At 67.8% G+C, this 25,328-nt stretch carries 21 protein-coding genes and 1 tRNA gene; 4 read left to right on the top strand and 18 right to left on the bottom strand.

Going from position 1 to position 25,328, the window contains the following annotated elements:
• Positions 1 to 17: 17 nt before the first annotated feature.
• Positions 18 to 377: a hypothetical protein gene (locus Q9R17_RS07275; protein WP_308157752.1), complete on the bottom strand. Its 360-nt coding sequence runs from the start codon at positions 375 to 377 to the stop codon at positions 18 to 20.
• 39 nt (positions 378 to 416) lie between these two features.
• Entirely contained in the window at positions 417 to 3,137 is a 2,721-nt protein-coding gene (locus Q9R17_RS07270; RefSeq protein WP_308158304.1) for a type VI secretion system Vgr family protein, read from the bottom strand.
• 284 nt (positions 3,138 to 3,421) lie between these two features.
• On the opposite strand from Q9R17_RS07270, the gene Q9R17_RS07265 reads away from it, so the two are divergent.
• From Q9R17_RS07265 to Q9R17_RS07255, 3 genes are read left to right on the top strand one after another with little or no spacing between them, the layout of a single operon-like run.
• Positions 3,422 to 4,117, top strand: a complete 696-nt coding sequence (locus tag Q9R17_RS07265) for a ComF family protein (protein ID WP_308157751.1) — start codon at positions 3,422 to 3,424, stop codon at positions 4,115 to 4,117.
• A gap of 58 nt (positions 4,118 to 4,175) precedes the next feature.
• The gene (locus tag Q9R17_RS07260) at positions 4,176 to 4,727 is read left to right on the top strand and encodes a DUF308 domain-containing protein (protein WP_308157750.1); all 552 of its coding nucleotides are present in this window, start codon (positions 4,176 to 4,178) and stop codon (positions 4,725 to 4,727) included.
• Positions 4,728 to 4,758: 31 nt separating this feature from the next.
• The gene (locus tag Q9R17_RS07255) at positions 4,759 to 5,238 is read left to right on the top strand and encodes a hypothetical protein (RefSeq protein WP_308157749.1); all 480 of its coding nucleotides are present in this window, start codon (positions 4,759 to 4,761) and stop codon (positions 5,236 to 5,238) included.
• 37 nt (positions 5,239 to 5,275) lie between these two features.
• On the opposite strand, the gene Q9R17_RS07250 is transcribed toward Q9R17_RS07255, so the two are convergent.
• From Q9R17_RS07250 to Q9R17_RS07225, 6 genes are all read right to left on the bottom strand, one after another.
• Positions 5,276 to 7,084, bottom strand: coding sequence for an MFS transporter (locus Q9R17_RS07250; RefSeq protein WP_308157748.1), 1,809 nt, complete (start codon positions 7,082 to 7,084; stop codon positions 5,276 to 5,278).
• Between the two features lie 87 nt (positions 7,085 to 7,171).
• Entirely contained in the window at positions 7,172 to 8,293 is a 1,122-nt protein-coding gene (gene nagA / locus Q9R17_RS07245) for an N-acetylglucosamine-6-phosphate deacetylase (protein ID WP_308157747.1), read from the bottom strand.
• Positions 8,290 to 9,069, bottom strand: a complete 780-nt coding sequence (locus Q9R17_RS07240; protein ID WP_308157746.1) for a DeoR family transcriptional regulator — start codon at positions 9,067 to 9,069, stop codon at positions 8,290 to 8,292. The genes nagA and Q9R17_RS07240 overlap by 4 nt, the downstream gene beginning before the upstream one ends.
• Before the next feature lie 33 nt (positions 9,070 to 9,102).
• The gene (locus tag Q9R17_RS07235; RefSeq protein ID WP_308157745.1) at positions 9,103 to 10,410 is read right to left on the bottom strand and encodes a D-tagatose-bisphosphate aldolase, class II, non-catalytic subunit; all 1,308 of its coding nucleotides are present in this window, start codon (positions 10,408 to 10,410) and stop codon (positions 9,103 to 9,105) included.
• Between the two features lie 5 nt (positions 10,411 to 10,415).
• Complete coding sequence (locus Q9R17_RS07230; protein ID WP_308157744.1) at positions 10,416 to 11,366, bottom strand: ROK family protein; 951 nt, start codon at positions 11,364 to 11,366, stop codon at positions 10,416 to 10,418.
• The gene (locus tag Q9R17_RS07225; RefSeq protein ID WP_308157743.1) at positions 11,359 to 12,513 is read right to left on the bottom strand and encodes an SIS domain-containing protein; all 1,155 of its coding nucleotides are present in this window, start codon (positions 12,511 to 12,513) and stop codon (positions 11,359 to 11,361) included. Before Q9R17_RS07225 ends, Q9R17_RS07230 begins: the two co-directional genes overlap by 8 nt.
• 384 nt (positions 12,514 to 12,897) lie before the next feature.
• Between Q9R17_RS07225 and Q9R17_RS07220 the strand changes: the two genes are divergently transcribed.
• Positions 12,898 to 14,253: a Gfo/Idh/MocA family oxidoreductase gene (locus Q9R17_RS07220; protein ID WP_308157742.1), complete on the top strand. Its 1,356-nt coding sequence runs from the start codon at positions 12,898 to 12,900 to the stop codon at positions 14,251 to 14,253.
• 60 nt (positions 14,254 to 14,313) lie between these two features.
• Here the strand turns inward: Q9R17_RS07220 and Q9R17_RS07215 are convergent, their stop codons facing one another.
• From Q9R17_RS07215 to Q9R17_RS07170, 10 genes are all read right to left on the bottom strand, one after another.
• Positions 14,314 to 15,336: an alpha/beta hydrolase gene (locus Q9R17_RS07215; RefSeq protein WP_308157741.1), complete on the bottom strand. Its 1,023-nt coding sequence runs from the start codon at positions 15,334 to 15,336 to the stop codon at positions 14,314 to 14,316.
• Positions 15,337 to 15,436: 100 nt separating this feature from the next.
• The gene (locus tag Q9R17_RS07210) at positions 15,437 to 17,350 is read right to left on the bottom strand and encodes an aspartyl protease family protein (protein WP_308157740.1); all 1,914 of its coding nucleotides are present in this window, start codon (positions 17,348 to 17,350) and stop codon (positions 15,437 to 15,439) included.
• Positions 17,351 to 17,429: 79 nt separating this feature from the next.
• Positions 17,430 to 18,539, bottom strand: coding sequence for a helix-turn-helix transcriptional regulator (locus Q9R17_RS07205; protein ID WP_308157739.1), 1,110 nt, complete (start codon positions 18,537 to 18,539; stop codon positions 17,430 to 17,432).
• Positions 18,540 to 18,626: 87 nt separating this feature from the next.
• A tRNA-Arg gene (locus Q9R17_RS07200) sits at positions 18,627 to 18,703 on the bottom strand.
• A 58-nt stretch (positions 18,704 to 18,761) separates the two neighbouring features.
• Complete coding sequence (locus Q9R17_RS07195) at positions 18,762 to 19,859, bottom strand: DUF1972 domain-containing protein (protein ID WP_308157738.1); 1,098 nt, start codon at positions 19,857 to 19,859, stop codon at positions 18,762 to 18,764.
• Complete coding sequence (locus Q9R17_RS07190) at positions 19,856 to 20,959, bottom strand: glycosyltransferase family 4 protein (RefSeq protein ID WP_308157737.1); 1,104 nt, start codon at positions 20,957 to 20,959, stop codon at positions 19,856 to 19,858. Before Q9R17_RS07190 ends, Q9R17_RS07195 begins: the two co-directional genes overlap by 4 nt.
• Positions 20,907 to 21,983: an acyltransferase gene (locus tag Q9R17_RS07185; protein ID WP_308157736.1), complete on the bottom strand. Its 1,077-nt coding sequence runs from the start codon at positions 21,981 to 21,983 to the stop codon at positions 20,907 to 20,909. Before Q9R17_RS07185 ends, Q9R17_RS07190 begins: the two co-directional genes overlap by 53 nt.
• On the bottom strand, positions 21,970 to 23,286 hold the full coding sequence (locus tag Q9R17_RS07180; RefSeq protein ID WP_308157735.1) for a hypothetical protein: 1,317 nt from the start codon (positions 23,284 to 23,286) through the stop codon (positions 21,970 to 21,972). Before Q9R17_RS07180 ends, Q9R17_RS07185 begins: the two co-directional genes overlap by 14 nt.
• A gap of 9 nt (positions 23,287 to 23,295) precedes the next feature.
• Positions 23,296 to 24,738 (bottom strand): hypothetical protein, encoded by a 1,443-nt coding sequence (locus Q9R17_RS07175; RefSeq protein WP_308157734.1) that lies wholly within the window; start codon positions 24,736 to 24,738, stop codon positions 23,296 to 23,298.
• Complete coding sequence (locus Q9R17_RS07170) at positions 24,735 to 25,268, bottom strand: serine acetyltransferase (protein ID WP_308157733.1); 534 nt, start codon at positions 25,266 to 25,268, stop codon at positions 24,735 to 24,737. Before Q9R17_RS07170 ends, Q9R17_RS07175 begins: the two co-directional genes overlap by 4 nt.
• Positions 25,269 to 25,328 lie beyond the last annotated feature (60 nt).

Below are 25,328 nucleotides of genomic sequence, written 5' to 3'. Positions count from 1 at the left end.
GTGGTCCTATGCAACGATCAGATCGGGTCCATCTGCAGGGGCACGGCGACAGTAGGGGCGATCACGCGCACGTGCTTGTGGCTGTTCGCCGCGTGCTGGAAACTTCCGATCAGCTTCCAGCTGCCGTCATCACGCTGCACTTCCAGCAGGATTGTTGCGGGACCCTCCAGCACCCACAGGTCAGGCGCTTCCGGGGCGCTTCCATTGAAGCCCGTCCGCAGCCGGATTCCGGTTCCGCCCGCACCGGTGATGGCCGGACGCGCATGCCCCCGGCCATCGCTGAGCCGATAGCGCAGCCCTTCGATCGGCGTGCCCAGCGACGTGGAGAATTCCAGCTCGGTGATGCCACTTGCATCGGGATGGTCATGTGCGCTCACGTTCGTGATCCTTCTGTCTGTGCCGGACCGGTGCGGGCATCAGCAACCACAGGCGTCGTCTTCATCTGTCACCTGCTCGGTGATCTGCCAGCCTCCCCGCCCGATATATGCCGTCACTGCAACTCGCTTCTCGGTAGCGACCGTGATGCTTCGCCCCCTGTCGTCGGTGATGCCATGGGCAAGCACATCGCCGTCCTCGGTGACGATCCTGTAGTAGGTGTCGGGCAGCACACGATCGCGGCTGTCCACGACATGCAGCTTTCCGCGATACACCATGCGCGGCGAGAGCAGGCGAGGCAGTGGCACGATGCCGGCAGGCTCGGATGCGCCTGGCATGAACGGATGCTCGCCAGCCTTGACCTTGAACTCGCCCGGGCAGCTGAAGGTGATGTTGCCGCCGTCCAGGGTGATCGCACTGCTGCCGGCCTGCAGCACCACCTTGCTCTGCGCCAGCACGTCGATGCGCTCGTCGGTGGCGGTGATGGTCAGCGCCTGCTCGCTCAGCAGTTCCAGCTCGCCATCGTGGGCCTGCAGACTGACCGGGCCATTGGCCGCGATCACCCGCAGCGGGCCGCTCTGCGTGAACAGCGAAACCTGTTCGCCTGACACCGTCGCCAGCGTCTCGCCAGCGCTCACGTGCAGGTCCTGCTGCACCGTCATCTGCAGGTTCTGCCCGGCATAGGCCACCGCGCTGGCCGGGGTGGTCCAGGCGATGTGGTGCGGGGCCTCGGCCAGCAGCAGCGGCGTGCCCAGCCGCTCTACCGGCTGGTCACCGGCGCTGCGGCCGTCGCTGCCCGGCTTCATCGCGCTCTGGCCATTCACCTGGCCGCTGTAGCGGCCCTGCGCCTGCGGGTCGATCTGCTCGCGCAGCTGCCGGGTGCGCTGGAATTCGGCCAGGCCCGGTACCTGCTGCTGGCCCAGCGTCTGCTGCATCTGCTCCAGGCTGCGCTCGGCGCCCTTGAGCTGGGCCACCACGCTGGCGTTGTCCATCACCGTCGAGCCGGCACCGGCCTGCAGGCTGGCCGACAGCAGCAGGCCCTCGGCGGCGTGCACGTTGCCCCAGCCCTGGGTGGCCAGCTCGAAGCCTTCCCCGCGCAGGCTGCCGCGGGCGGTGTCCTGGTGGGCGATCAGGTAGCCCAGTTCCAGCCGGCTGTCGGCCAGCGAGCTGTGCAGGCGGGTGCGCAGCTGGCCGGGGGTGTCGTCGATCACCCACTGCTGGGTGCCGCTGCCGTCATGGGATCGGGTGTGCAGGCCGCTGAGCACGCCGGGATGCCGCGCCTTCTCGTCGATGCCACCGCCGAAGGGCGGGGCGACCTCGCCGTTGTACAGCTGGCCGGTGATGCGCGGCTGGTCGATATCCCCGTGCAGGAACTCCACCAGCACCTCGCTGCCGATGCGCGGCAGGAAGGCGCTGCCCCAGTTCGGGCCGGCCACCCATTCGGCCACGGGCACCCAGCTGCCACTGGTGTGATCGCCCGGGGCATGGCCGGAACGGGCGCTGCCGGTGTCGGTCAGCCCGCCGGGGTTGGGGCTGGCACCGCGCTGCCAGCCGAACTGCACGCGCACCTGGTGCTCGCGGCTGGGGCTGAGGGCGGCATCGGCCACGCCCACCACGCGCGCGGTCTGCGGGCCGTGCAGGGTCGGGCGGTCCTGCGGCAGGGCGCGCACCGGCACGTCCACGCCGGTGGCCAGGAAGCGGTTGCGGTAGCTGCCGCGCTCGGCCTCGGCGCTGCCCAGCAGTTCGGCGATGCCCTGGTCCAGGTTGTTCACCGCCACGTGCTGCACGGCCAGCAGCTGGAAGCGCTGGCCCTGGTGCTGCGGGTGCTGGGACAGGGCAAAGGTGCTGCCGGCGGCCAGCCGGCGCTCGCTGCCGCTGCCGCTGTACAGCACCTGGCCCACGCGCAGGGCATCCAGGCGGGCCTGTGCTTCGGCATCGGCCCAGCCGGACTGGGCAAAGCGCCCGGCGCGCGGCTGCACGTAGACCTCCAGCGCCGGCAGGGTGCCGGCATCGGCGCTGGACTGGCCGGCAATGGCGCTGACCTGCTCGCTGTGCCAGCTGGCCACGGTGCTGGCGTTGGGCACCAGCTGCTGGCGCTCGGCAAAGGCGGTGATGCCATCGCTGGCCTCGGCCATGTCGGCGCGGTGGAAGCGCAGCGTGCCGCTGTCGGGCTGCTCGGCGCCGGGCTCGAACACCACCAGCGTATGGCCGGGCTCATCACCCTGGGCCTGCTCGATGCGCCAGGCCAGGCCGGCCTCGGCCAGCAGGCGGGTGACAAAATCCCAGTCGGTCTCGCGGTACTGGGTGGTGATGGCGCGGGCGGGCAGGGTGGCCTGCACGTCGAAGCGGAAGGCGGCCTGCGGGTAGTCGGCGAAGATCTGCTCGCAGATGGCGCGGGTGTCGCTGTCCTGGAAGATCACCGCATTGCGGCGCAGGCGCAGCAGGGCGGTCCACGGCTCCAGGGTGAGCCGGTAGCGGGCCAGGCCGCCGTCGCTGCCCAGCTGGGCCGCTTCGGTGCACAGGCCGTGCCACTGGCGCAGGCCGCCATCGGCCTGGCGCAGCTGCAGGGTCAGCGGCTTCTCCAGCCACGGGTCCAGTTCCAGGAACGCGTCGGTGGCCAGGCAGTCGATCTGCAGGCGGTTGTCGCCGCAGACCGTTTCCTCGCCTTCGAAGCGTTCGACCACCCAGGCCTCGTCCAGGCCCAGCAGCCGGATCTGCCGTGCCCGCTGGTCGTCCAGCACGATCGCCCGCGCAAGTGCCATCCAATGGCTGTTGCTCACCTGCATCCTCCCTGTCTGCGGAGCTGCACTCTTGGTTGGTTTTAAGCACAGGGTGCAGTGGAAGATCGGACCTGCAGACGCGGTCACAATCTTTCGGTGCAAATCGAGTTGATGGCGTCATTCAGGGCGCCATGCGTCAGCACGATCCGGGTTGAAGCCGACACACCAACGCAAGCGCGCCACTGCTGCTCAACGGGGCACGTTCCTACCGCGAAGCGGGGTGATGGCTGATATGCACCGTGATTGCCGGCGATCAGCATCCAGCCATGCCCGCGCTCTGCCACCGCTGGTTCTCAACCGTCAGTCAAGGCGTGCTGCGACGGCTGCTGCCGTTGACCTGCCTGGTCTGCCACGAACCGGGCCACGACGATCTCGATCTCTGCCCGGCGTGCCTGGCCGATCTGCCCTGGGCGGGGCATGCGTGCCTGCGCTGCGCGCTGCCCCTTCCCGAGGGCGCCCTGCCGGTGTGTGGTACCTGCCGCGACGAGCCGCCGCCGCAGGGCGCCGCGCATGCCAGCCTGCTGTATCTGCCCCCGGTGGACCAGCTGCTGCTGCGCTACAAGTTCCACCAGGACCTGGCGGCCGGTCGCCTGTTGGCGCAGCTGATGCAGCGCGCTCCTCCGCCGTGGTCATGTCTGCCACTGGTGCCGGTGCCGCTGCATGACCGGCGCATCCGCCGGCGCGGCTACGACCAGGCGGCCGAACTGTGCCGGTTGCTGCGGCTGCCGGTCTGGCGGGGCCTGTACCGCCGCCGCTACACCGCGCCGCAATCCGAGCGCAGCGCCGAGCAGCGCCGCAGCAACCTGTTCGATGCCTTTGATGTGCGTGGGGTCGTGCCACCACGCCTCACGCTGGTCGATGATGTGATGACCACCGGCAGTACCGTGGTGGAGATCGCCGATACGCTGCGGATGGTGGGAGTCGATGAAGTGCGGGTGTGGGTCTGTGCCCGGGTGCCGTGATCGGTCGCTTCATCCCCCCGGGCTAGGATGGACCCGGTTCCCGATCGAAGGCCTGGTCATGAAGTCACCCGTGTCTCCCTTGTTGTCGGCGGTCGGCCGTAGCTGGTGGATCCTGCTGCTGTATGGCCTGGTTGCGGTGGGCTTTGGCATCGTTGCCATCGGCTGGCCGTTGTCGGCGGCGACGGCGCTGGCATGGATACTGGGCGTGATGGCGATCGTGGAGGGGGTCATCAGCCTCTTGGCGCTCATCACCGGTGGCAGTGGTGCATCACGCAGCTGGCTGCTGGTCTACGTGATCGCATCGCTGGGCTTTGGTGCCCTGGCGGTCATCAACCCGCTGGCGACGGCCGGCGTACTGGTGCTGTTCCTCGCCGCGTGGCTGCTGGTGGCGGGCATCTACCGCATCGTGTTCGCCCTCCGCGTGCGCAGGCATATCCGTGGTGAGTGGCTGTTGGTCCTCAGCGGCGTGCTGGCGGTGGTGCTGGGCCTGCTGTTGGCCGCCAATCCGTATGCGGGCGTGGCCGTGACCACCTTGTGGATCGGCATCCTCACCCTGATGTATGGGGTACTGCAGGTCGTGGTCGCCCTTCGGCTGCGTGCCCTGCGGTGATGTCCTTCACCCACTGACAGGGATGATCACGATGAAGCGATTTATTTCCGTAGCACTGTTGTTGGCGTTGACCGCCTGTGGTTCCGGTACACCGGCGCCGAATGAAGCCCTGCATGCCCCGCATGCCGGGGTGCAGGTGCAGCTGCGTGCGGTGGATGCGATCGGCCAGGGCACGCTGGAATGGCAGGGGCGTCCCTTGAGCCTGCGCGAGCCGGCGCTGGCGACCAGCGCCGATATCATCGATGTGTCCACCAACCTGGACCCGGCCAACCAGCCGGCCCTGGCCTTCCGCTTCCGCCCGGACGCGGCCGAACGGCTGCACAAGGCCACCGAGGCACTGGTGGGCAAGCAGGTGGCCGTTACCGTGGATGATCATGTGTTGACCGTGGCCACCGTGCAGGGGCCGTTCGGCGCCAGCATGCAGGTCAACAGTGCAGGTGCCAGTGCACAGCAGATCCAGGATCTGGCGCGCTACATCACCCAGGGTGGGCCGCCGGTGCAGCTGCAATAGCCCCCTGATGCCGGAAGCGGGGTGGGCCGGTATCCGGTCACCCCCGCTTCCGCGCAAACCGGGCTTCAATCTCTTCCAGTGACCGGCCCTTGGTTTCGGGCAGCCAGAACGCGGCCACCAGGAAGAACACCAGCGTGCAGCCGGCCCAGAACACGAACATGCTGGCGTAGCCATGGTGGCCCACCGTGGGCAGGAACAGCGCGGCAATGGTGGTGGAGACGAACTGGTTGATCAGCAGGGCGATGCTCATGCCGTTGGAGCGGATGCGGTTGGGCATCAGTTCCGAGAGGGCCAGCCATACGCAGACGCCGGGGCCAACTGCGAAGAACGCGACGAACACGAGGATGCAGGTGGCGACGGCCCAGCCATGGGCGGGCCGTGGCACCGGGCCGATGCGCGCCTGCTCGATGCGCAGCGGTGCCTGCGCCGCGCTGGCCGGATCGGCGAACGGGTTCAGGTGGAGTGTGCGGAAGAACGCACCGATCACACTGTCCGGCTGCACGGTGCCGGTGCGGTCGATGCGCAGCTCGCGGTCGGTCAGGTTGTCGCTGCGCAGGGCACGCACATTGGTGAAGTCGCCATAGGCATATGACACGGTCAGCTGCAGTGGCTGTCCCTGGCCATCGAGGGTGCCGCGCAGGCGCTGCCACTGTGCCTCATCCAGCACCAGCTGCAGGCCGTCGCCACTGACAGCGGCCTGCAGTTGCGGCTGCACGTCGGCGCGCCCGCGCTCGGCCTGGAAGAACAGCGTGGCCGCCGCCAGCAGGGCCACGCAGATGCCGCCGCTGCCGAGCATCAGCAGGAACTTGCGGCCCTTGCGGTCCACCAGCAGCAACGCGACCACGGTCATCACCGCATTGAGCAGCTTGATTCCTGCGTCGGCGCTGTTGGCCACCGAGCCGGACAGGCCGGCCTGGTTGAGGATGTTCACCGCATAGGCCAGCACCGAGTTGATGCCGGTGGCCTGGGTGCAGGCCAGCACCACGCAGGCGAGCAGGAACGGCACCACGTAGCGGCGGCTGAGCAGCGGGTCGCGCTTGCCGTCGCTGCCGGTCGATTCCGGTGCCTGGATCTGCGCCAGTGTAGCGTCCACCTGCGCGGCGGGCAGCACGCGCTGCAGGCTGCGGCGGGCGTCGTCCACGCGGCCACGGCGCACCAGCCAGCGCGGTGATTCGGATAGCCAGAAGATGCCGGCGCAGAACAGCAGGCCCGGTGCCAGACAGCTCCAGAAGATGGTGCGCCAGGCGTGGTCCTTCACCGCGAACAGCGCCTGCGCCTGCTGCGCCGTCGGCAGCGAACGCACGGCTTCGGCGGCGGCATCCACCGCGTGCGCGTGATACAGGCCGATCAATGCCGCAAGGACCAGGCCGATGGTCAGCAGCAGCTGGAACATCGCCGCACCGCGGCCGCGTCGCTCGGGGCTGAGCACCTCGGCCAGGTACAGCGGTACCACCACGCCGATCAGGCCGCCGCTGATGCCCTGCAGCAGGCGGCCCAGCAACAGGGGCGTGTAGCCCGAGGCCAGCGCCATGACCGGAATGCTGGCGGTGAACAGCAGACCGGCCAGCAGCATGGCGCCACGACGGCCGATCAGGTCGGCGATGAGCCCGGCGAACAGCGAGGACAGCACGCTGCCCAGCAGCACCGCGGCCACCACGAAGCCCAGCTGCTGGCTGCTGAGTTGCCAGGCATGGCTGGCGGTGGCCTCCAGATAGGGCAACGCACCGGCGATGATGCCGATGTCGATGCCATAGAGCAGGCCGCCCAGGCCGCCGATGAAGAGCAGGTAGCGGACCGGCCAGCGCGGGGCAGGGGGCGCAGGCACAGCGGCGGTGGCGGTGGTCATCGGGGCAGTCCTGGAAGGAAGGAGGGCGCGGTGTCGGCCGCGCGGCGGGCGGCCTCGGCGGCCACCGCAGGGGGCGTGGTGCTGGTGCTACGCGACGTGCAGATCGATGGCCGTGCCAGCGGCGAACACCTGCTGCAGTTGCAGCTGTGCATCCACCACCACCAGGTCGGCGCGCATGTCCGGCGCGATGCGCCCGCGGTCGGCCAGGCCCAGGTAGTCGGCCGGGAAGGTGGACACGCGCTGCGAGGCATCGGCAAGCGCCATGCCCACCTGCACCAGGTTGCGCAGCGCCTGGTCCATCGTCAGCGCGCTGCCGGCGAGCGAGCCGCTGGCCAGGCGCACGCAGCCCATGCACTTGTGCACGCGCTGTTCGCCCAGTGCGTACTCGCCATCGGGCATGCCGGTGGCGGCGGTGGCATCGGTCACTGCGTACAGGCGCGGAATCGCGCGCGCCGCCAGGCGGATCACGCCGGGGTGCACATGCTGCAGGTCGGGGATGATCTCGGCGTACTGCGCATGGGCGAGTGCGGCGGCAGCGATGCCGGGCCGGTAGTGGTCCACGCCGGTCATGCCGTTGAACAGATGGGTGAAGCCCACGGCACCGGCCTGCAGTGCCGCCACGGCATCTTCGTAGGTGCCGGCACTGTGGCCGACCTGCACGCGGATGCCCAGGGCCGCCAGCGCGGGGATGAGCGCGGTGTGCTGGCCGATTTCCGGTGCCAGCGTCATCACCCGGATCGGCGCCAGTGCATGCAGGGCCTGCACGCGCGCCAGCGTGGCTTCCACCGTGCGTGGCGGCTGCGCGCCCAGCCGTTGCGGGCTGATGAACGGGCCTTCCAGGTGCACACCGACGATGTCGGCGGCATCGGCGTCGGGGGCGGCCATCACGTTGGCCACGCCCTGCAGTGCCTGTTCGATCTCGTCCATGCCGGCGGTCATCGTGGTCGCCAGCAGGGTGGTGGTGCCGAAGCGGGCGTGGGTATGGGCGATGGTGCGGGCCACATCGCCGCCCTGCATCAGGTCCACGCCGGCGCCACCGTGCACGTGCAGGTCGACGAAGCCCGGCAGGATCACCGGCAGGGTGGTGTCATCGGCACCGCTGTGGTCGTCCACCTGCAGCTGGCGTACCTGTGTATCGAAGTGGACATGGCCGCGGCGCCACCCCAGGGGAGTGAGGATGCGGCCATACAGGGTGCGCGGTTGGGTCATGGTGGCGATGGCTCGGCGATGATGACGTCGATACCCTGGCGTTGCAGCCCCTCGCGGGTGGCCTCGTCGATGCCGGGGTCGGTGATGATGGCGTGGACCTGGTCGAGCATCGCGATGCGATGCAGGCTGACCCGCCCGAACTTGGAGGCGTCGGTGAGCACCACGATGCGCCGGGCGCGCTCGACCATGCGATGGTTCAGGCGCGCCTCGGCCTCGTCATGGGTGGTCAGGCCGAACTGCAGGTCCAGCCCGTCCACGCCCAGGAACAGCGTGTCGAAACTGTAGGGGTTGAGGCTGGCCTCGGCCTGGCTGCCCTGCAGCGACAGCGACTGCTTGCGCAGCAGGCCACCGGTCAGCAGCACGTTCACGCCCGGCGCATTGGCCAGTTCCCAGGCGATGTTCAGGCCGTTGGTCATCACCGTGACGTCGCGGTGCGCGCGCAGGTGGCGGGCCAGGGTCATGGTGGTGGAGCCCGAATCGATGATGATGTTGTCGCCCGGCTGCACCAGCTGCGCAGCGCGCACGCCGATGGATTCCTTCAGCGGCAGGTTCAGCGCATCCTTTTCATGGATGTCCTGTTCCTGCGGTGGCGTGCGCACCAGCGTCGCGCCGCCATGCGTGCGCGTGGCCAGGCCCTGTGCCTCGAAGTGGCTCAGGTCCGCGCGGATGGTCACCGCCGACACGCCGAAGCGGTCGACCAGCTCGGCGACCTGCACGGAACCCTTTTCGATCAGGGTCTGCAGGATCTGCTGGCGGCGGGGACGGGTCGTGCGCATGGCCTTCTCTGGATTCACGTGGAAAGACAGAGATTAGCCGTTCACGCGCGGGCGTGCGCCGGCCTGGTTGCGGGTGCAGGCGCGGGCGTATTCGTCCAGGCACAGGCCGATACGGTGCTGCACCAGTGCCTGCGGGGTGTTCTGCAGCTGGCCTTCGCGCACCGCGCGGTACTGCTCGGGCAGGTACTGACTCAGCAGCACCAGCGGCGGGGCGTGCTGCTGCAGGTTGGTGAACAGGGTCTGCACGGCCGCCGCCAGCGCCGGTTCCCCCCAGTAGTAGCGGCAGCGGTCGCTGAAGGCGAAGCTGCGCAGCAGGCGCAGGGTGGCTTCGTCGCCGTGGTAGTGCCCCTGCCAGGGCGCGGGCAGGGCCAGCATCACCTGCTCCAGCACCTGCGGCAGCTGCGAGCACTGCGCCGCCGGCAGCAGCGCCGATTCGATGGCGGCCAGCGCGAACAGCGCTTCGCGATAGGCGAAGGTAGCGGCGGGGCCGACCTTGAGGATGGCGAAGTGGTCGCGTACCAGGGCATGCAGCCCGGATTCGCGCTGGTAATCGGTGGAATGGGCCTCGAACACGATGCGCGGCTGCTGCTCGAGGAAATCGGCCAGTGCACCGGCGGCGGCCGGGTCGTACTCGTGCACGCTGCTGTGGTCGAAATCCACGCCCGGCTGCACCACCATGGCGATCACGCGCTGCCATGCAGCGTGCAGTGCAGGCGTGTCGAAGGCGCGCTGGTGGATGGCCAGCGTCTGCGCGGCCGCCGCCGGTGTGGTCACCTGCAGGCCGTCGGCCAGCGAGGCTTCGCCGCCGGGAACGGGCACTTCGGTACCGATGACATAGACCGGTGGCGGCAGGCCGTGGTCGGCAGCGGTGCGTTCGGCGATGAGCGCCAGCTCGGCCGAGCGTGCCGCAACGATGGCGTCGGGCAGCGGCACCGGGTCATCGGCGCAGGACATGCTGCAGTCCAGGTGGATCTTGTGGAAGCCGGCGGCCACGTAGGCTTCGATCAGCGTGCGTGCATGGGCCATGGCTTCGGCCGCTGGCTTCTTCTGCCACGCATTCGGCCCAAGATGGTCACCGCCCAGCACCAGCCGCGCGTGCGGGAAGCCTTCCTCTGCGGCCAGTGCCTGTACGTAGTCGCGGTACTGCGGTGGCGTCATGCCGGTATAGCCGCCGAACTGGTCCACCTGGTTGGAGGTGGCTTCGATGAGCAGCACGCTGTCGTGGCGCAGGGCCACGTGCATGGCCGCGCGCAGCACCTGCTCGTTGCTGCAGCAGACGCTGTACAGGCCTACGTTGTGGCCGGCACGATGGGTGGCAAGCAGGGACTGCAGCGTAGACATGGGCATCATGCTCCGGAGGGCTGGGTAGGCGGGGAGTCGAGGGCGAGCAGGGCGGCACCGCGGGCACCGCCGGCATCGCCGAAGTGCGGTGGCACGATGGGCGGTACCTGCACACCGCTGAACAGGTGGCGGGCCACGGCCGCAGGCAGTTGTTCGTACAGCGGTGCATGGCGCGACAGCCCACCGCCGAGCACGATGATGTGCGGGTCCAGTGCCAGCACCAGTGCGGCCAGGCTGTGGCCCAGCAGGTCGCGGTGGATGTCCAGCGCGTGGCCGGCACGGACATCACCGGCGTCAGCCAGGGCGATCACCGCGCTGGCGTTGGCCGCGCTGCCGCCGAGATGGCGTTCGATCATCGCCAGGCCACTGCCGGATACATAGCGCTCCAGGCAGCCACGCAGCCCGCAGCCGCAGTCGAGCAACGGCAGGCCATGGCGTTGCAGCAGATGGGCCGGCACGCTCCAGTGGCCCCATTCCCCGGCCAGGCCGTTGAAGCCTGCCAGCAGGCGGCCCTGCGCGCAGAAGCCGCCGCCGGCGCCGGTGCCCAGGATCGCGCCGAACATGCTGGGGTAGCCGTCAGCGGCACCGCCATGGGCTTCGGACAGGGCGAAACACTGCAGGTCATTGCCGAACCGCAGCGGTACCGACAGGCGGGCCTGCAGGTCCGCGGCCACCTGCTGGCCGGTCAGCGCGGGCACGTTGGCGCTGAGCTGGCGGCCATCGCGGTCGCGCACGCCCGGCAACGCAATGCCGATCGCACCGGCCCGCTGGCCCAGTGCCGCATCGGCCGCCGCCACCAGATCCACCACGGCCTGCAGGAAGCCGGGGTAGTCGCCCTGCGGGGTGGCGATGCGCTGCCGCCAGAGGACCTGCAGCGCCGCATCGCAGGCGACCAGTTCGGTCTTGGTGCCGCCGATGTCGATGCCATAGCCGGCGTGAGCGGTGGGCTCAGCCATGGTGGATGGTCACACCCTGCACGACACGGTTGACCGTGCCGTCGGGGAAGGGGTTGTCCGGGGTCAACCCGAGCGCAGCCGAACGCCGCAGCGCCAACAGCTGCGCAAAGCCCAGCCATACCGGGGCCAGCCAGGGGTCATCCAGTGCCGGTACGGCGAGTGTGTAGTCATCGTCGGCACCGATGTCAGTGGCCGGTCCGATCGACAGCACCTGCCCGGCCACGCCGTCGCGGCGCAGTTCGGCCAGCAGGTCGGTTTCGTAGCGACGCGCCAGCGGCTGCGCGCTGCGCAGCACCACCACCAGGGTGGTCTCATCCAACGTGGATTTCGGCCCATGGCGGAAACCCAGCGGCGTGTTGGCCAACGCCAGCACGCGGCCGGCAGTGAGCTCCAGCACCTTCAGCGCAGCTTCCCGCGCCAGCGCTTCCAGCGGGCCGCTGCCCAGGTAGATCACCCGGTTGAACGGGCGCGCGGCCAGCAGGGCGACCGGTGCGTCCCACTGCGCCAGCCCACTGCGGGCCAGGGCGGCCAGCGTGCGCAGGCGCGCGATGCGTTCGTCCCACGTGCTGCGGTCGAACACGGTCAGTGCCGCCAGCAGCATGCAGGTCAGGCTGCTGGTCATGGCAAAGGCACGGTCGCAGCTGGCGGCAGGCATCAGCAGGGTGCAGGTATCGCTGCGGCCAGCGCCACGCTGCGCCAGCTCGCCATCGGCGTTGCAGGTGATGTCCAGGAAGCGGGCCTGCGCCACATCACTGCGCACGCGCTCGACCGCCGCCACGCTTTCCGGGCTGGAGCCGCTGCGGCCGAAGGACACCAGCAGGGTGGGGCGGTCGTGCTGCAGGTACAGCGCCGGATGGGTCAGCAGGCTGGTGGTGTGTACCACGCGCACATCGGCTGGCCACTGTGCGTTGATCGTATCGGCCACCATTTCGGCAATGAAGCCGGAGCTGCCCGCACCGGTGAACAGCACGCGCTGGTCGGGGTTGGACAGGCAATCTCCCAGGAATGCCTGCAGCCGTTCGCGGGATGGGCCCAGGTCGTTCGCCAAGGCCTCCCACACGGCGGGTTGCTGGGCGATTTCACTGGCGGTGTGGGCACCACCCAGCGCTTGCCAGGTGGGTGGGTCGGTAAGCAGGACGCGGTCCATGGGGGGTTCCGGTGGGGGCGGGCTTACCATCCCGGCTTTCTTTCGAATTGTCAAATTTAGAAAGAAAAACGAAAGAAAGGGGGCGGCAGGTTGATGCTGGCCTGTCTGCCGGATTGTCCACGTTTTGCGTGTGATATTGGAGGGATCGGCTTCCTTTGGTTCGCCAGAAGTTCGAAAGGGGTGTGCTTATATTTCTTTCGATATTGGCGGATTGTCTTTCCAAATACTTTCCTTTCGTTGACAGGCTCTCAGGCGCTGCCCTAGAGTCGATCGCACGCGCTGGTCACCTGCACGACGCACCCGGCCGTTGCCGGCCCGGGCCGGCGGCCAACATCCTTCGCGGCGGCAACGGCTGGTGCGATTCCTGGAGGAGGGACTGTTTGCATGAAACGTAGGGAATTCATTGCTGCCGGCGCGGCCGTTGCGGCCAGCAGCCTGTTGCCGCAGACGCCGGCCTGGGCACGCGGGCGCACGGTACGCCTGGCCATGATCGGCACCGGCCTGCGCGGCCAGACACTGCTGACCGAGCTGGTGCGGCGTGACGATGTGGAGATGGTCGCGCTGTGCGATATCGAGCCGATCATGCTGGGCCGTGCGATGGACATGGTCGCCAAGGCGGGCAAGCCGGCACCGAAGGCCTACGGGCAGGACCGCGATGCCCAGGCCTGGAAGCGCCTGCTGGAACAGAAGGGTATCGACGGGGTGATCATCGCCACGCCCTGGGAGTACCACGCACCGATGGCCATTGCCGCGATGCAGGCAGGCGTCGCCGTCGGCTGTGAAGTGGTGGCGGGCATTACCCTGCAGGATCACTGGGACGTGCTCAAGACCCAGCTGGAAACCCGCACGCCGTACATGCTGCTGGAAAACGTGTGCTACCGGCGCGATGTGATGGCCGCGCTGCAGATGGTGCGCGCCGGCCTGTTCGGCGAGCTGGTGCACCTGCAGGCGGGCTACCAGCACGATCTGCGTGGGGTGAAGTTCAATTCCGGCAATCCCGACCAGCCCTATGACAGCGGCGTGGAGTTCGGCCCGCAGGGGTGGAGCGAGGCGCGCTGGCGCACCGAACATTCGGTCAAGCGCAATGGCGAGCTGTACCCCAGCCATGGCATCGGCCCCTGCGCGATGTACACCGGCATCAACCGGGGCAACCGCTTCACCCACATCAATGCATTCGCCAGCAAGGCGCGCGGGCTGCATGAGTACACCGTGGCCAAGAGCGGCGGCACCACCCACCCCAGCACGAAGGTCGCGTTCAAGCTCGGTGACATCGTCACCACCACGCTGGCCTGCGCCAATGGTGAAACGATCCTGCTGCAACACGACACCTCGTTGCCGCGTCCCTATTCGATGGGCTTCCGCGTGCAGGGCACGCATGGGCTGTGGATGGACGTGAACCGCTCGATCCACATCGAAGGCCGCAGTCCGCCGCACCAGTGGGAGGACTTCAAGGCCTACCAGGACCAGTACGAGCACCCGCTGTGGAAGCAGCACGCCGACACGGCCGCCAGTGCCGGCCACGGTGGCATGGACTGGTTCGTCATCCATGCCTTCGTCGAGGCGCTCAAGGCCAAGGCCCCGATGCCGATCGACATCTACGATGCGGTGACCTGGAGCGCGATCACGCCCCTGAGCGAACAGTCGATCGCCAATGGCTTCCAGACTCTGGAATTCCCGGATTTCACCGCCGGTGCCTGGCAGCAGCGCAAACCGATCTTCGCCTTCAACGGCACGTACTGACCGGCATTGGCGCAACGGCCCAGGGCGGCGTGGGATGCACGCCGCCCTGGCCTGCCGCGCTTACTTCAGGTGTTCACGCAGGCCATCACCGGCCTGCCGCAGCGCTTCGCGCACGGCCGGTACATCGCTGAGTGCATTGAGCAGGCCGTAATCGTGGATCAGCCCGTTGTAGCGGGTGACGGTGACCGCCACGCCGGCCTCGTCCAGCTTGCGGCCGAAGGCTTCGCCCTCATCGCGCAGCACGTCCAGCTCGGCGGTCTGGATCAGCGTCGGCGGCAGGCCGGCCAGCTGCGCGGCGGTGGCACGCAGCGGCGAGGCGAGGATCTGCGCGCGCTGCTGCGGATCGGTCGTGTAGGCATCCCAGAACCACGTCATCATGTTGCGTGACAGGAAGTAGCCGTTCTCGTAGCGCTGGTAGGACGCGGTATCGAAGCTGGCATCGGTCACCGGCCACAGCATCAGGTCGTAGCGGATGGCGGGCGTGCCTGCGGCCTTGGCCTGCAGGGCCACGGCCGCGACCATGTTGCCGCCCACGCTGTTGCCGGCCAGCGCCAGGCGCGTACCGTCCACGCCGATCTGCGCGCCATGCTCGGCCACCCAGCGGGTGGCCGCATAGGCCTGGCGGATGGCCACCGGGTAGCGCGCTTCGGGCGAGGGCGTGTAGTCCACGTACACCGCCACCGCACCGGAAGTGGTGACCAGATCGCGGATCAGCCGTTCATGGGTGGGGAAGTCGCCCAGCACCCAGCCACCGCCGTGGAAGAACATGAACACCGGTAGCGTCTTGCCGGTCGTGTTGGGCGGGCGGACCACCACCAGCTGCAGCGGCTTGCCGTCGGCCTGGATGGTGAGGTGGCTGACCTCGGCCGGCGGCAGGGTCGCGCCGGCCTGCGCGTCGGTCAGCACCTTGCGGGCCTGTTGCGGGCTGAGTTGTTCGATGGGCGTGCCGCCACTGCCGTTGAGCGCCTGCAGGAAGCGGGCGACCGGCTGCAGCGGGGCCGGTTCGCTGGGTGGGGCGGCGATGGCGCTGCCGATCGAGGCAGCCAGCAGGCCAGCAGCCAGGGATGTGCGTGCGATGTTCATGGCGATCTCTCCGTGGGGATGCCGGACGGGGTGTCCGGCGGCAGGGCTACTGTGCGCCTCCACTGGGTACGATCGGATGCATATGATTCGTAAAACTTGATTAGAAGTTCGGCCTTGCCGCCGGGGAGCCACGATCCTGGCCCTGCAGCGGGGGCCAGTGCACCGGGATGCGTTCGGCCAGTACCAGGGTGGTGGTGCCGGGCACGCCGTTGCGCAGGTAGGTGAGGGTTACGGGGGTGCCTGGCGGGCGCTCGGCCAGCAGGGTCCGCCATTGGCCCAGGCTGCGGGTGGAAACCGGCATGCCGTCGATCCGGGTGAGCTGGTCGTCCGTCACCAGCCCGGCGGCGGCGGCCGCACTGCCTTTGGCCACATCGCCCACCTGCAGCACGTCCTTGCCGGCCTGCAGCCACAGCCCGCTGCGGTCAAAAGGCTGAGGGGCGGCATTTTCCGCATTGGGTGCGAAGTACATGCGCTTTGCCTGGTAATCCAGGCCGACCGTGAAGCGGCGCAGCAGGGCGCCCCCCAGCAGGGCACCATAGTCGGGAAGTGCCAGTGCCCCCCGGGTGGCGGTGGACAGATCGCCGACCAGCCCATCGATGTCCTGGCCCGCCAGGTGCAGCCGGCCCAGCCGCACCGGGTGCGACCGCGTGGGCCCCCCGATACCCCATCCGACGACGGCCTCTTCGCCGGCACCGTATTTTTCCAGCAGCTGGTGCGCATGCACGAATGGGCTGAACAGGCTCAGCGCATTGCGCGAGCCCGAATCCACCCACAGCCGCAGGGGAACACCGTCAAGCGTTGCGTTGATGACCGGCGCGTACGCATCCTGCTCGAAGGCCAGTGCCGTGGCGTGGGCGGGCGGTACATACCGCCCGGGCTCGCTCAGCTGCAGCCGGCGCGCGCCATAGTCGAGCGTGGCGGCAAAGCGGCGGAAGGTCTCATAGCCGATGTAGCCATCGTACTGCGTGCCCATCGAATCCAGCTGCTGGCCCAGGTCCACCACATAGAACACGGGCGAGGGCAGGTGGGCGTCACCGATGCGCAGGTGCCTGGCACGCGCCATGCTCAGGGCCACGGTACTGTCCCCGGCGCCACCGATGCTGAGCTGGCCGGACGCGGCGAGGCCCAGGCGCCGCGCCGCTGCCGGGGTCAGCAGGTTGGCCGCACCGGTATCGACCAGGAACCTGGCTGGCTGCCCATCCACCTCGGCATCGATGTAGGCATGGTTGTTGACCAGGTCGAAGGGCACCTGCGTGGTACCGGTGGGGGTGGCGATGTACGCGTCGTTGGGCATGGCGGGCGGGGCGAAGGCACTGTCCGCGAGCGCGCCGTTGACGGCATGGTGCTGCACGCGCACCTCGCTGCGCAGGCGTGGGTCGCTGTGCCCGGCCGCGTCGGTGCTGTCCACGGTTATCCGGTGCGGCAGCAGCAGGCCCTGCACCCGGCGGTGATCGCTGAAGGTGCGGATGCTGGCGCCCCCCGCGGTCGGCAGCACGACCCGTCGCAGCAGGCCGGAGCGGACCTCGAACCACAGCTCCAGCGGATCGCCACCGGCCGGCGTGGCTGGCAGCACGTGGTACGCATGCCGGCCCAGGTACTGCCGACGCAGTGGCCCGAAGTGGGCCGGCCGCTGCGCGGACCAGTAGCCACGGGCGGCCAGCCAGGCCTGGCTGGCGGCGGCGCGGCGCGGCACCGGGCCATCGAGCAGGCCGACCTCGCCGCCGGGGTCAAGCCGCCACACCTGCTGGCCGTCGTAGCCGCTGGCGTAGTCGAAACCGCCCTGGTGCGAGGCTTCCGCATAACGGCCGCCCCGCACATCCTGCTGCAGCTGCCAGGCTCCGGAGAGCCCGCCGGCCGAGCGTTCCCCCTGCAGCTGCAGGGTCTTCACGGTGTCCCACTGCGGGCCTCCGCTGGCGGATCTGGCACGGTCAAGCACCGCCGTCGCATCGGGGGCCTGGGCGGAAACGGCGTGGACCCACAGCAAGGCCGCTGCGAGGGCAATGAAGTACCGCATGGGGGACTCCCGGGTCGATGACAGGGAGATTCCAGCGTCCGGCGCCACCCCGGTCGCCCGATCCTGCCGGACCGGGCGTTCACTGGCCGGCGGGCGTGGCGTCTTTCAGCTGCTGATGGCGGTATTGGCGCGGCGTGGTGCCGACCAGGCGCTTGAACACGGTGTTGAACGTGGACTTGCTGCCGAAGCCGGAAGCCAGGGCGATGTCCAGCACGCTGCGCGGGTCATCGGGATCGGACAGGGAGGCTTTCGCGGCATCGACGCGGAACCCGTTGACGAACTCGAAGAAGTTCAGGCCCAGCCCCTGGTTCAGCGCCTGCGATATGTGGTTCGGAGGCCAGCCGCTGCGTTGGCTCAGGCATGACAGGTCCAGCGCGGGATCGCGGTACAGCTGCGCGCTGCCCATCAGGTGTTCCAGCTGGCCGGCAATCTGCCGGCACTGTGCCGTGGCGATTCCCGAACGCTGGTAGCGCGTATCGGTGGGCGCATCGCCGTGAGCCAGCACCGGCGCGAGAGCCGCATCACGCACGGCAGGTGCCGGGCGGCGCAGCACGCAGGCGGCAAGCAGGTACATCATCAACGTGGCCATCCAGCGCAGGGCATCCACCAGCCAGGGCAGGGCGTCCCCCCCCACCGGGGGCCAGCGGTCCAGTGCACTGACGATCCAGCACAGGGCCATGCTGGCGATCAGCCCGTACAGGGGCAGCGGCCGGCCGGCCGGCTGTTCCCGGGTGCGTTGCCAGCGGCGCACATGCCACGACGCGATGGCCATGCAGACCGCGCCTTGGGCAAGCCAGCCGTGGAAGATCAGCGGCGGGACGGTTCCGCCCCGGCCCGCATGGGCCAGGCACAGCACCAGCGCGATACCGGCGGGCAGCAGGTGCATCTGCAGTGCCAGTCGCGAAAGCGGCGCATCGTATGCCCGGATGCTGGCAAGCAGCAGGGGGCCCAGCAGATAGGCCATGGGAACTTCGATGGCCCGCAGCCATCCCACCGCGCGCGGTGGCAATCCGCCGGCACCGGCATGCAGCACCACGCCCATCAGGTTGGCCAGCGCGAAGCAGGCCAACAGGGCGGCCAGGTAGCGCATGGCGGGCGTACGCAGCGCACTGGCCTGGACCGCGGCCAGCGCGGTGAGGCCGATGACGGCGCCTGCTGCGGCCAGGTTGAGCAGATCCGGAGGAGTCATTCCGGCAGTGTTGGCGATGCGCGATGGCGCGTCCAGATGCAGCAGTTCCCGCCGTGCCGATTGGCAGAGGGAACCGGCAGGGAAAGATGGCGCGCCCGGAGGGATTCGAACCCCCGACCAATGGCTTCGGAAGCCACTACTCTATCCGGCTGAGCTACGGGCGCGCAGGCCGGATAGTGTAGCGGAAATCGGTCCGGGCTGTGCAATCACCCGGGCCGTGGCCTAGAGGAACTGCTCCAGCAACTGCTCGTACTGCTCAAGGATGCAGGGCCAGGTCAGGCCATTCTGGAAGCGCTGGCTGCTGGACTGCTTCATGGCGACCAGCAGTTCGGGCGATGCGCTGATCGCTTCCAGCACGTCCGCGAACGCATCTTCGCCGCTGAAGTAGCGGGCGCCATCGCCTGCCACCCAGCGATTGAACCGGTTGTCATGGGCGATGACCGCGTTGCCGGCCCCCAGGGCTTCCACCAGGGACGGGTTGGTGCCGCCTACCTGGTGGCCATGCACGTAGGCCGCGCAGTGGAAGCGCAGTGCCTGGACGATGGTCTTGTCGTAAATGGCCCCTGCGAACAGGACTTCATCGCTCGCCGCGGCCAGCACGCTGTTCTGGTACGGGTGCTCGGGGGCGTAATGGCCCAGGACCAGCAGGGTGTAGCCCCGGGGCTTGCGCGAAAACGCGCGGACCACGTCCAGTACCGAATTTTCCGGCTCGGCGCGGGCGATCAGGGTCAGGTACCGGCCGGGCTGGAGCCCCAGGGCAAGGACAGGGGCTTCAGAGGCATGGGAGACCTGCTCGGCCCCATATGCGATGGTCGTGATCTTTGCCGCGCGGGTGCGCGTGGAAAGGTGCCGTTTGATCTCCGGGTGGTCGGCCACCAGGTGGTTGCCCAGCCAGCTGCCCGCCCAGTCATTGAGCCAGAACCAGGACTTGGCGGCGGCGCCCCACTTCGCGCGTGACCATTCAATGCCATCCATGTTGATGACATTGCGGATGCCCCGTGCCCGCAGCCGTGCGCAGAACACGGCCGTGTTGTAACCCAGCGTCAGGCAGGTATCGCGATGCCGGGCCGCGTGGGTGATGGATTTCCAGTCGAACAGGATCGTCCCGAGCGGGCCGGGCCGCGACACGGGAATGTGCACGCGCTCGATGCCATTCCAGGTGTCCTCCCAGATGCCATCGCCCTCATCTTCCTGGCAGTAGACGATCACGCGCCAGCCACGCTCGACCAGATGAAGGGACAGGTATTCGGCAAACGTCTCAAAGCCGCCATGGGCAGCGGGGACGCCACGAATGCCGAGAATCCGCAGGGTCCGGTTCATGGCGCCTTCCCCGGCACCGAGGTGCGTCCCTGGACCGGCGGCGCGCGGCCAGCGCCGGCCAGCTCGGTGTAGATGCCGGCCAGGCGCTGGGCGATCACCTGCCGGGTGATGCCGGTTGCCAGGAAGGCCGCACGGGTGTGCTCGGCCGCTGCACGCTGCGACAGCACGGACGTGACCGCATGGGCGATCACGGCAGGATCGCTGTCTGCCACCACGGCCGAACCGGGAACGTGCGTGAGCATGTCGCGTACGTTGCCGACATCGCGCGCAACCACCGGCGTGCCGCAGGACAGGGATTCCTTGACCGAGTTCGGGGAGCCCTCGTAATCGGACGTCAGCACGTGCACGGACGCGGCAGCGAACATCAACGGCACCGTCTGCCGCTGCTGGCCCACCATGACCAGTTCCTCGATTTTCAGGTGCGGGTTGCCGAGCCTGACCTGCTCGATGACCTTGCTGAAGATGTCGTAGCGCTTCTGCTCGCGGAACTTGTTCTTGGAACTGACGAACAGCAGATAGTCCACATCGGCGGCCAGGCCGAGTTCGGCCTTGGCTGCTGCCCTGTCCCCCAGGGAGAAGAAGTCGGCATCCACGCCATTGGGAAGGTTCAGGACCTTGCCGTTGCCCGCCAGTTCGGCCGGAACCGGGCTCTTGAAGATGACACGCGATGCCAGTGAGACCGCGATCCGGCAGGCCATGCGCTTTAGCCAGCCAACGCGCAGGCCCTTCACCTCGTGGGTCCAGTCGTTGAGGAAGGAGAGCACGATCGGCTTCCTGCCCGGCACGCCGGCCAGCGCTGCGACGAACAGCGAGTACGCATGATGGCAATGCACGACATCGCATTCCCCAAGCTTGCCGCGGATCGTCCGTATGGCCGAAAGGTAGGCCTTCTTCCCCTGCTCCCTGCCATTGATGAACACGACCGTGCTGTGGACGGTATCAGGCAGCGATTCGATCTGTTCTTTGACGAAGACGCCGTACTCGGGCGTTCCTTCGCACGGGTACGCGTTGGTGATGTGAAGTGTTCTGATGTTCATTCCGTTGCACTCAAGGCTTTGAAAGGCCGACTCCCATCGTGGTGTCCTGGCGTCCGCCCGCATAGGGAATGAGGGGCCTGAGCCAACGCGTGACCGGCTTTTCGATGGCCACGTGGATGATCGACGCGCCCACCAGGGCCGCGACAACGCTCAGGACCATCGATACCGCCGGCGCATCGATGCCCAGGCGCTTGAGGACTTCCGGAACGGCGGGCGATATCAGCGGGTGGAACAGGTACAGCGCGTAGGAGGCTTCGCCCAGGAACAGCACCCACTTGGGAATCCGTCCCTTGAGCCACGGTTCGGCGCCGATGCAGAACAGGACGATCAGGCTGGCAGTAAGGAAGCCGCCAACGTTGCGCGCCTTGGCGGCAATGTCCATTCCGAACACGAGGTTGCCCAAGGCCAGGGCGACCAGGCCGACCGTGCTGATGGCCAGCAGCACCCGTGCATCCACCTTGTCCTTGATGACGGCGTAGATCATGCCGACGAAGAAGAAGCAGACGATCGGGTTGAAATACATGGTCGCCGCGTTCCAGCCCGGCTCACGGAACAGGGCGATGACCGTGCAGGTGCCCAGCACGCACCCCACGAATGCGATCACGTTGGTCCGCAGCAGCAGGGCGATGGTGAATATCGCGTAGAAGAACATCTCGAAGATGAGTGTCCAGCCCACCCCCAGCAAGGGTTCGAAGCGTCCATCGACGTTCGTGCTGGGAAGCAGCAGGTAGGACAGCACCACCTTGACGGCATCCAGTTCGGCATGAAGAACGACGCTGGGCACCACCAGCAGCGAGATCAGCTTGATGGTGGTCGCCAGCCAGTACATCGGCACGATCCTGAGCACCCGGCGGGCCGCGAAGACCTTCCATCCATCGGGCCGGTTGATGAAGCTGTCAGCAGTCAGCATCATCACGAAGCCGCTGATGACGAAGAAGATGTCCACGCCGATGGCGCCGGGGCTCCAGATCGGCATCTGGCTGTTCAGGCGCTCATGCGTGTAGAAGCTGGCATGGGTGATGACCACCAGAAGCGCCGCGACCAGCCGCAGCGCCTGGAGGCCATCCTGCCGTTCATTTCCCTTCATGGGAGGAGAACTCCTTGGTGGCGGATGGGGACGGCTCGGTCCTGGCAAACGCCAGGAAGGCGCCGAGGGCAATGAGGAAGAATTCATTGTTGAAAGGGACCGATGCCAGCGAGATGACCATCGCGGCGATCCAGGCCATGCTGGCCAGTGCGGAACCGTGGGAGCGCGCGCTGGAATAGCGGCGTACTGCCGGAAGGCCCAGGCGGAATGCGAAGAGCAGATAGGCGATCAGGCCGATGTAGCCGGACTGCCCAAGGATCTTGGGCCAGAACACGTCGGTGATGAAGTTTCCCGTTTCCTGGGAAATCCCGTAGACGCGATCCAGGCCGTAGACCCGGTAGACGTCGCTGTAGCCGAGCTTGTACGACGGTGCGCTGGCGAACGTGCCTGCGCCGCTGCCGAGCGGGAAACTGTCGTTGGCGATCTTGACCGATGTCGTTGTCAGCGCCGTGCGTGCCATGTCTTCACTGCCCTGTCCCAGGTAGTAGGACAGCTGGCCGGACACGGCCGCGCCGACCGGGGTGAAGTTCCAGACGGTGAGGACCAGCCCGAGCAGGCCGGCGCCCCACATCAGGCGCATGGCCGAGCCGCGGCCGGCATTGATGATGAAGAACGCCGCACAGAACAGCGCGATGGTTTCCTTGGCCGAGAAGTGCAGCACCACCAGCGAGGTGATCAGTGCCAGTGAGAGCAGGCGGAACGGCGACTTGCGCTCCAGGAACAGGTAATAGGCGCAGCCGCTGGCGATCAGCATCACCCAGACGCTTTCCGTGTGGGAGTAGAAGATGCCATTGGGCTGGAAGAGGCCGACCCGGGGAACCAGTGCCTGGCCGTGGATGCCGGTACCGCTGGAGAACAGGTCCACCACCACGAAGGGGGCATTGACCAGGCCCAACAGGACGAATATCCAGCAGATCTGGGCAAGGTCCTTCCGGTGTGCGGTGGACCGGGATGAAATGATATGGAAGGCCAGGAAGACGATCAGCAGCTTCGATTCCAGCGCGGCGTCGTACAGGCTGGCCAACGGCTGGGGAACGCCGCCATAGGGTGACAGCAGGGCTGAAACAATGCCGATGAGCGAGAACAGCCCGAAGGGAACAAGCAGCGAGGCATGCAGGCGCCAGCGCTTGACCAGGCCCAGCGCGATCGTCGGGAGCAGCAGCAGGCACAGCAGCTCATCGATGGGTGTGGGGCTGTTTTCGTCCTGGACCAGCAGCAGATAGGCGACCTTCGCAATGACGAATGCGCCGATCCATGCCGGTGCCAGGCGCAGGGACAGTGTTCGGGTCTGGATTGCGTTCATGGGCATGGGTCAGTGCTGCGCAGTCGGGGGTGGAGTGCGCCGGAGGAGGGCCATCAGGTTCCGGCCGGGCAGGGCCATGAGCAGGGCGTAGGCAATGCTGCCCACGGCGGTGCGCGCGACCAGGCTGATGAGGGCGCTGTCGGCATGCACCAGCGAAGCAGCGCCGTACAGGACGGCCGAGAACCCGCAGAGCAGCGCGATGGATCCGGCGGGGAGACGGGCGCCCACCGTGCACTGGGCCAGGGTGGCTGATGTGACCAGGCCGGCGCAGGCCGCGACCAGCAGCGGTACGTTCAGCAGTGCATCGGCCGTCGGGCCCCAGCGGTCCTGGAGCACCCACGCCACCACCACGTGGGTGGCGATGGATACCAGCGTTCCCCAGATTGCCAGGTGCGTCTTCTTCGATATGACGAACAATGGATCGATCGCGTAGATGCGCAGCGCGATCAGGCCGGCTGAAACAGTGGCCGGGAACGCGGAGGCGAGGAAGGCATCCTTGAGCGCAGGCGGTGGGAACAGTTCGCCGATCTGCGGGTACACCACCAGGAAGCCGGCGATGCAGGGAAGCAGCAGCAGGGAGGTGCCCAGTACCTGCGTATGCGTGGAGGCGACGACATCGCGGCTGTCCATCAGGCGGATGGCCTTGGTCAGGATGACGATGTTGATGACGGTGCCTGCCGCAAGCAGTATCCGCTGCGTCAGGTCGATCACCAGCAGGTTGCCCGCCAGGTCCGCATCGTTGCCCCAGGCCAGGGCGAGCGCCCTGACCAGCGCGGGAAACAGTGCCGTGGCCACGGATGAGATGGAGATGAAGGTTCCGTAGCGGAAGATTGCCGCGAGCTTTTCGGTCGGTGCACCTGCCGGCGGTGGCGCCATCCGGTGCGACATGCGTCCAAACACCAGGGCACTGACTGCATAGGAGAAGGCAAGCGCCGTGATGGACAGCGTGGCGTCACCGTAGTGATGGGCGACAAGGGTGAACAGCAGCAGCCCGGTGGCGCCGCTGGCGGTCCAGGACAGCGCGTAGTTCCTGTTCATCTCACCGGCGCGGAAGAACGCCTGCTGCCCATCGAAGCAGCCCTTCGTGGTGGCGAAGAACAGGCAGGCCGCAGCCGCCATCGCCAGGGTAAAGGCATCCTTGAGCACCAGCAGCAGGGCGGCCAGGACAATGGCACCCGCCGCAAGCCGGGTGTAGCCACGCTTGAGGGGAATGGCATAGCCGGGTACGCATTGGCCATGGGTGTGGGAGAAGCGCAGTGTCGATATGCGGAGCCATTCAAACAGTGCGACCGACAGCAGCTGGCCAATCGACCACAACGTCGAGAAGCGCGCGTATTCGCCCGCCGTCAGCAGGTGCGGGGCGAGCAGCTGTATGCCCAGCATGGCGGCAATGGCAAGCACCATCGACAGCGGAACCGCGAGCATCGGCAGCAGAGCGTGGAGCTTCTTCACGTGCCGCGTGCCGCCCGGTTGGAAACGTCACGGGCGGGAACACCCGCGAACAGGGCACCGGCCGGGACATCGGTATTGACGAACGCGTTGGCGCCGATGACCGCCCCCTGGCCGATGGTGACGCCACCGACGATGACGGCCCCGGCATAGATCGTGACGTTGTCCTCGATGGTCGGATACGCCGAAGACCCCGGCAGCGAAGTGCCCAGGGTGACACTCTGGTAGATCGTGACATCGCTGCCGATGCGGACGCGCTCACCCATCACGATCGCCGCAGGATGGGGAAGGAACAGACCACCGCCGATCGTGCACCGGGGATTGATATGGCACGACGTCAGCAGGGTGTTCAGGCGCCAGGCCAGCAGGGACAAGGGCTTCCCGGCCAGCGGGATGCGCCGCAGCATCACCGCGCTGCGGTGCAGGAGCAGCAACAGGATCGCCGGTGACAGGAACGGGGCAAGCAGCGCCTTCGGGCCCGACCACTGGTTGGCCCTCAGGTCATGCTTGAAATGCTGGAATGACATGGACATGGACGCCTGGAGGGGACTGTCTTCATGATGAGGCGGGTGGGCCGGCATGACGCAGCCGGT

This window comes from Stenotrophomonas sp. 24(2023), from assembly GCF_030913365.1.
Taxonomy (GTDB): domain Bacteria; phylum Pseudomonadota; class Gammaproteobacteria; order Xanthomonadales; family Xanthomonadaceae; genus Stenotrophomonas.
Note: the sequence above shows the minus strand (reverse complement) of the source record. Positions and strands in the feature narration are given on the sequence as shown.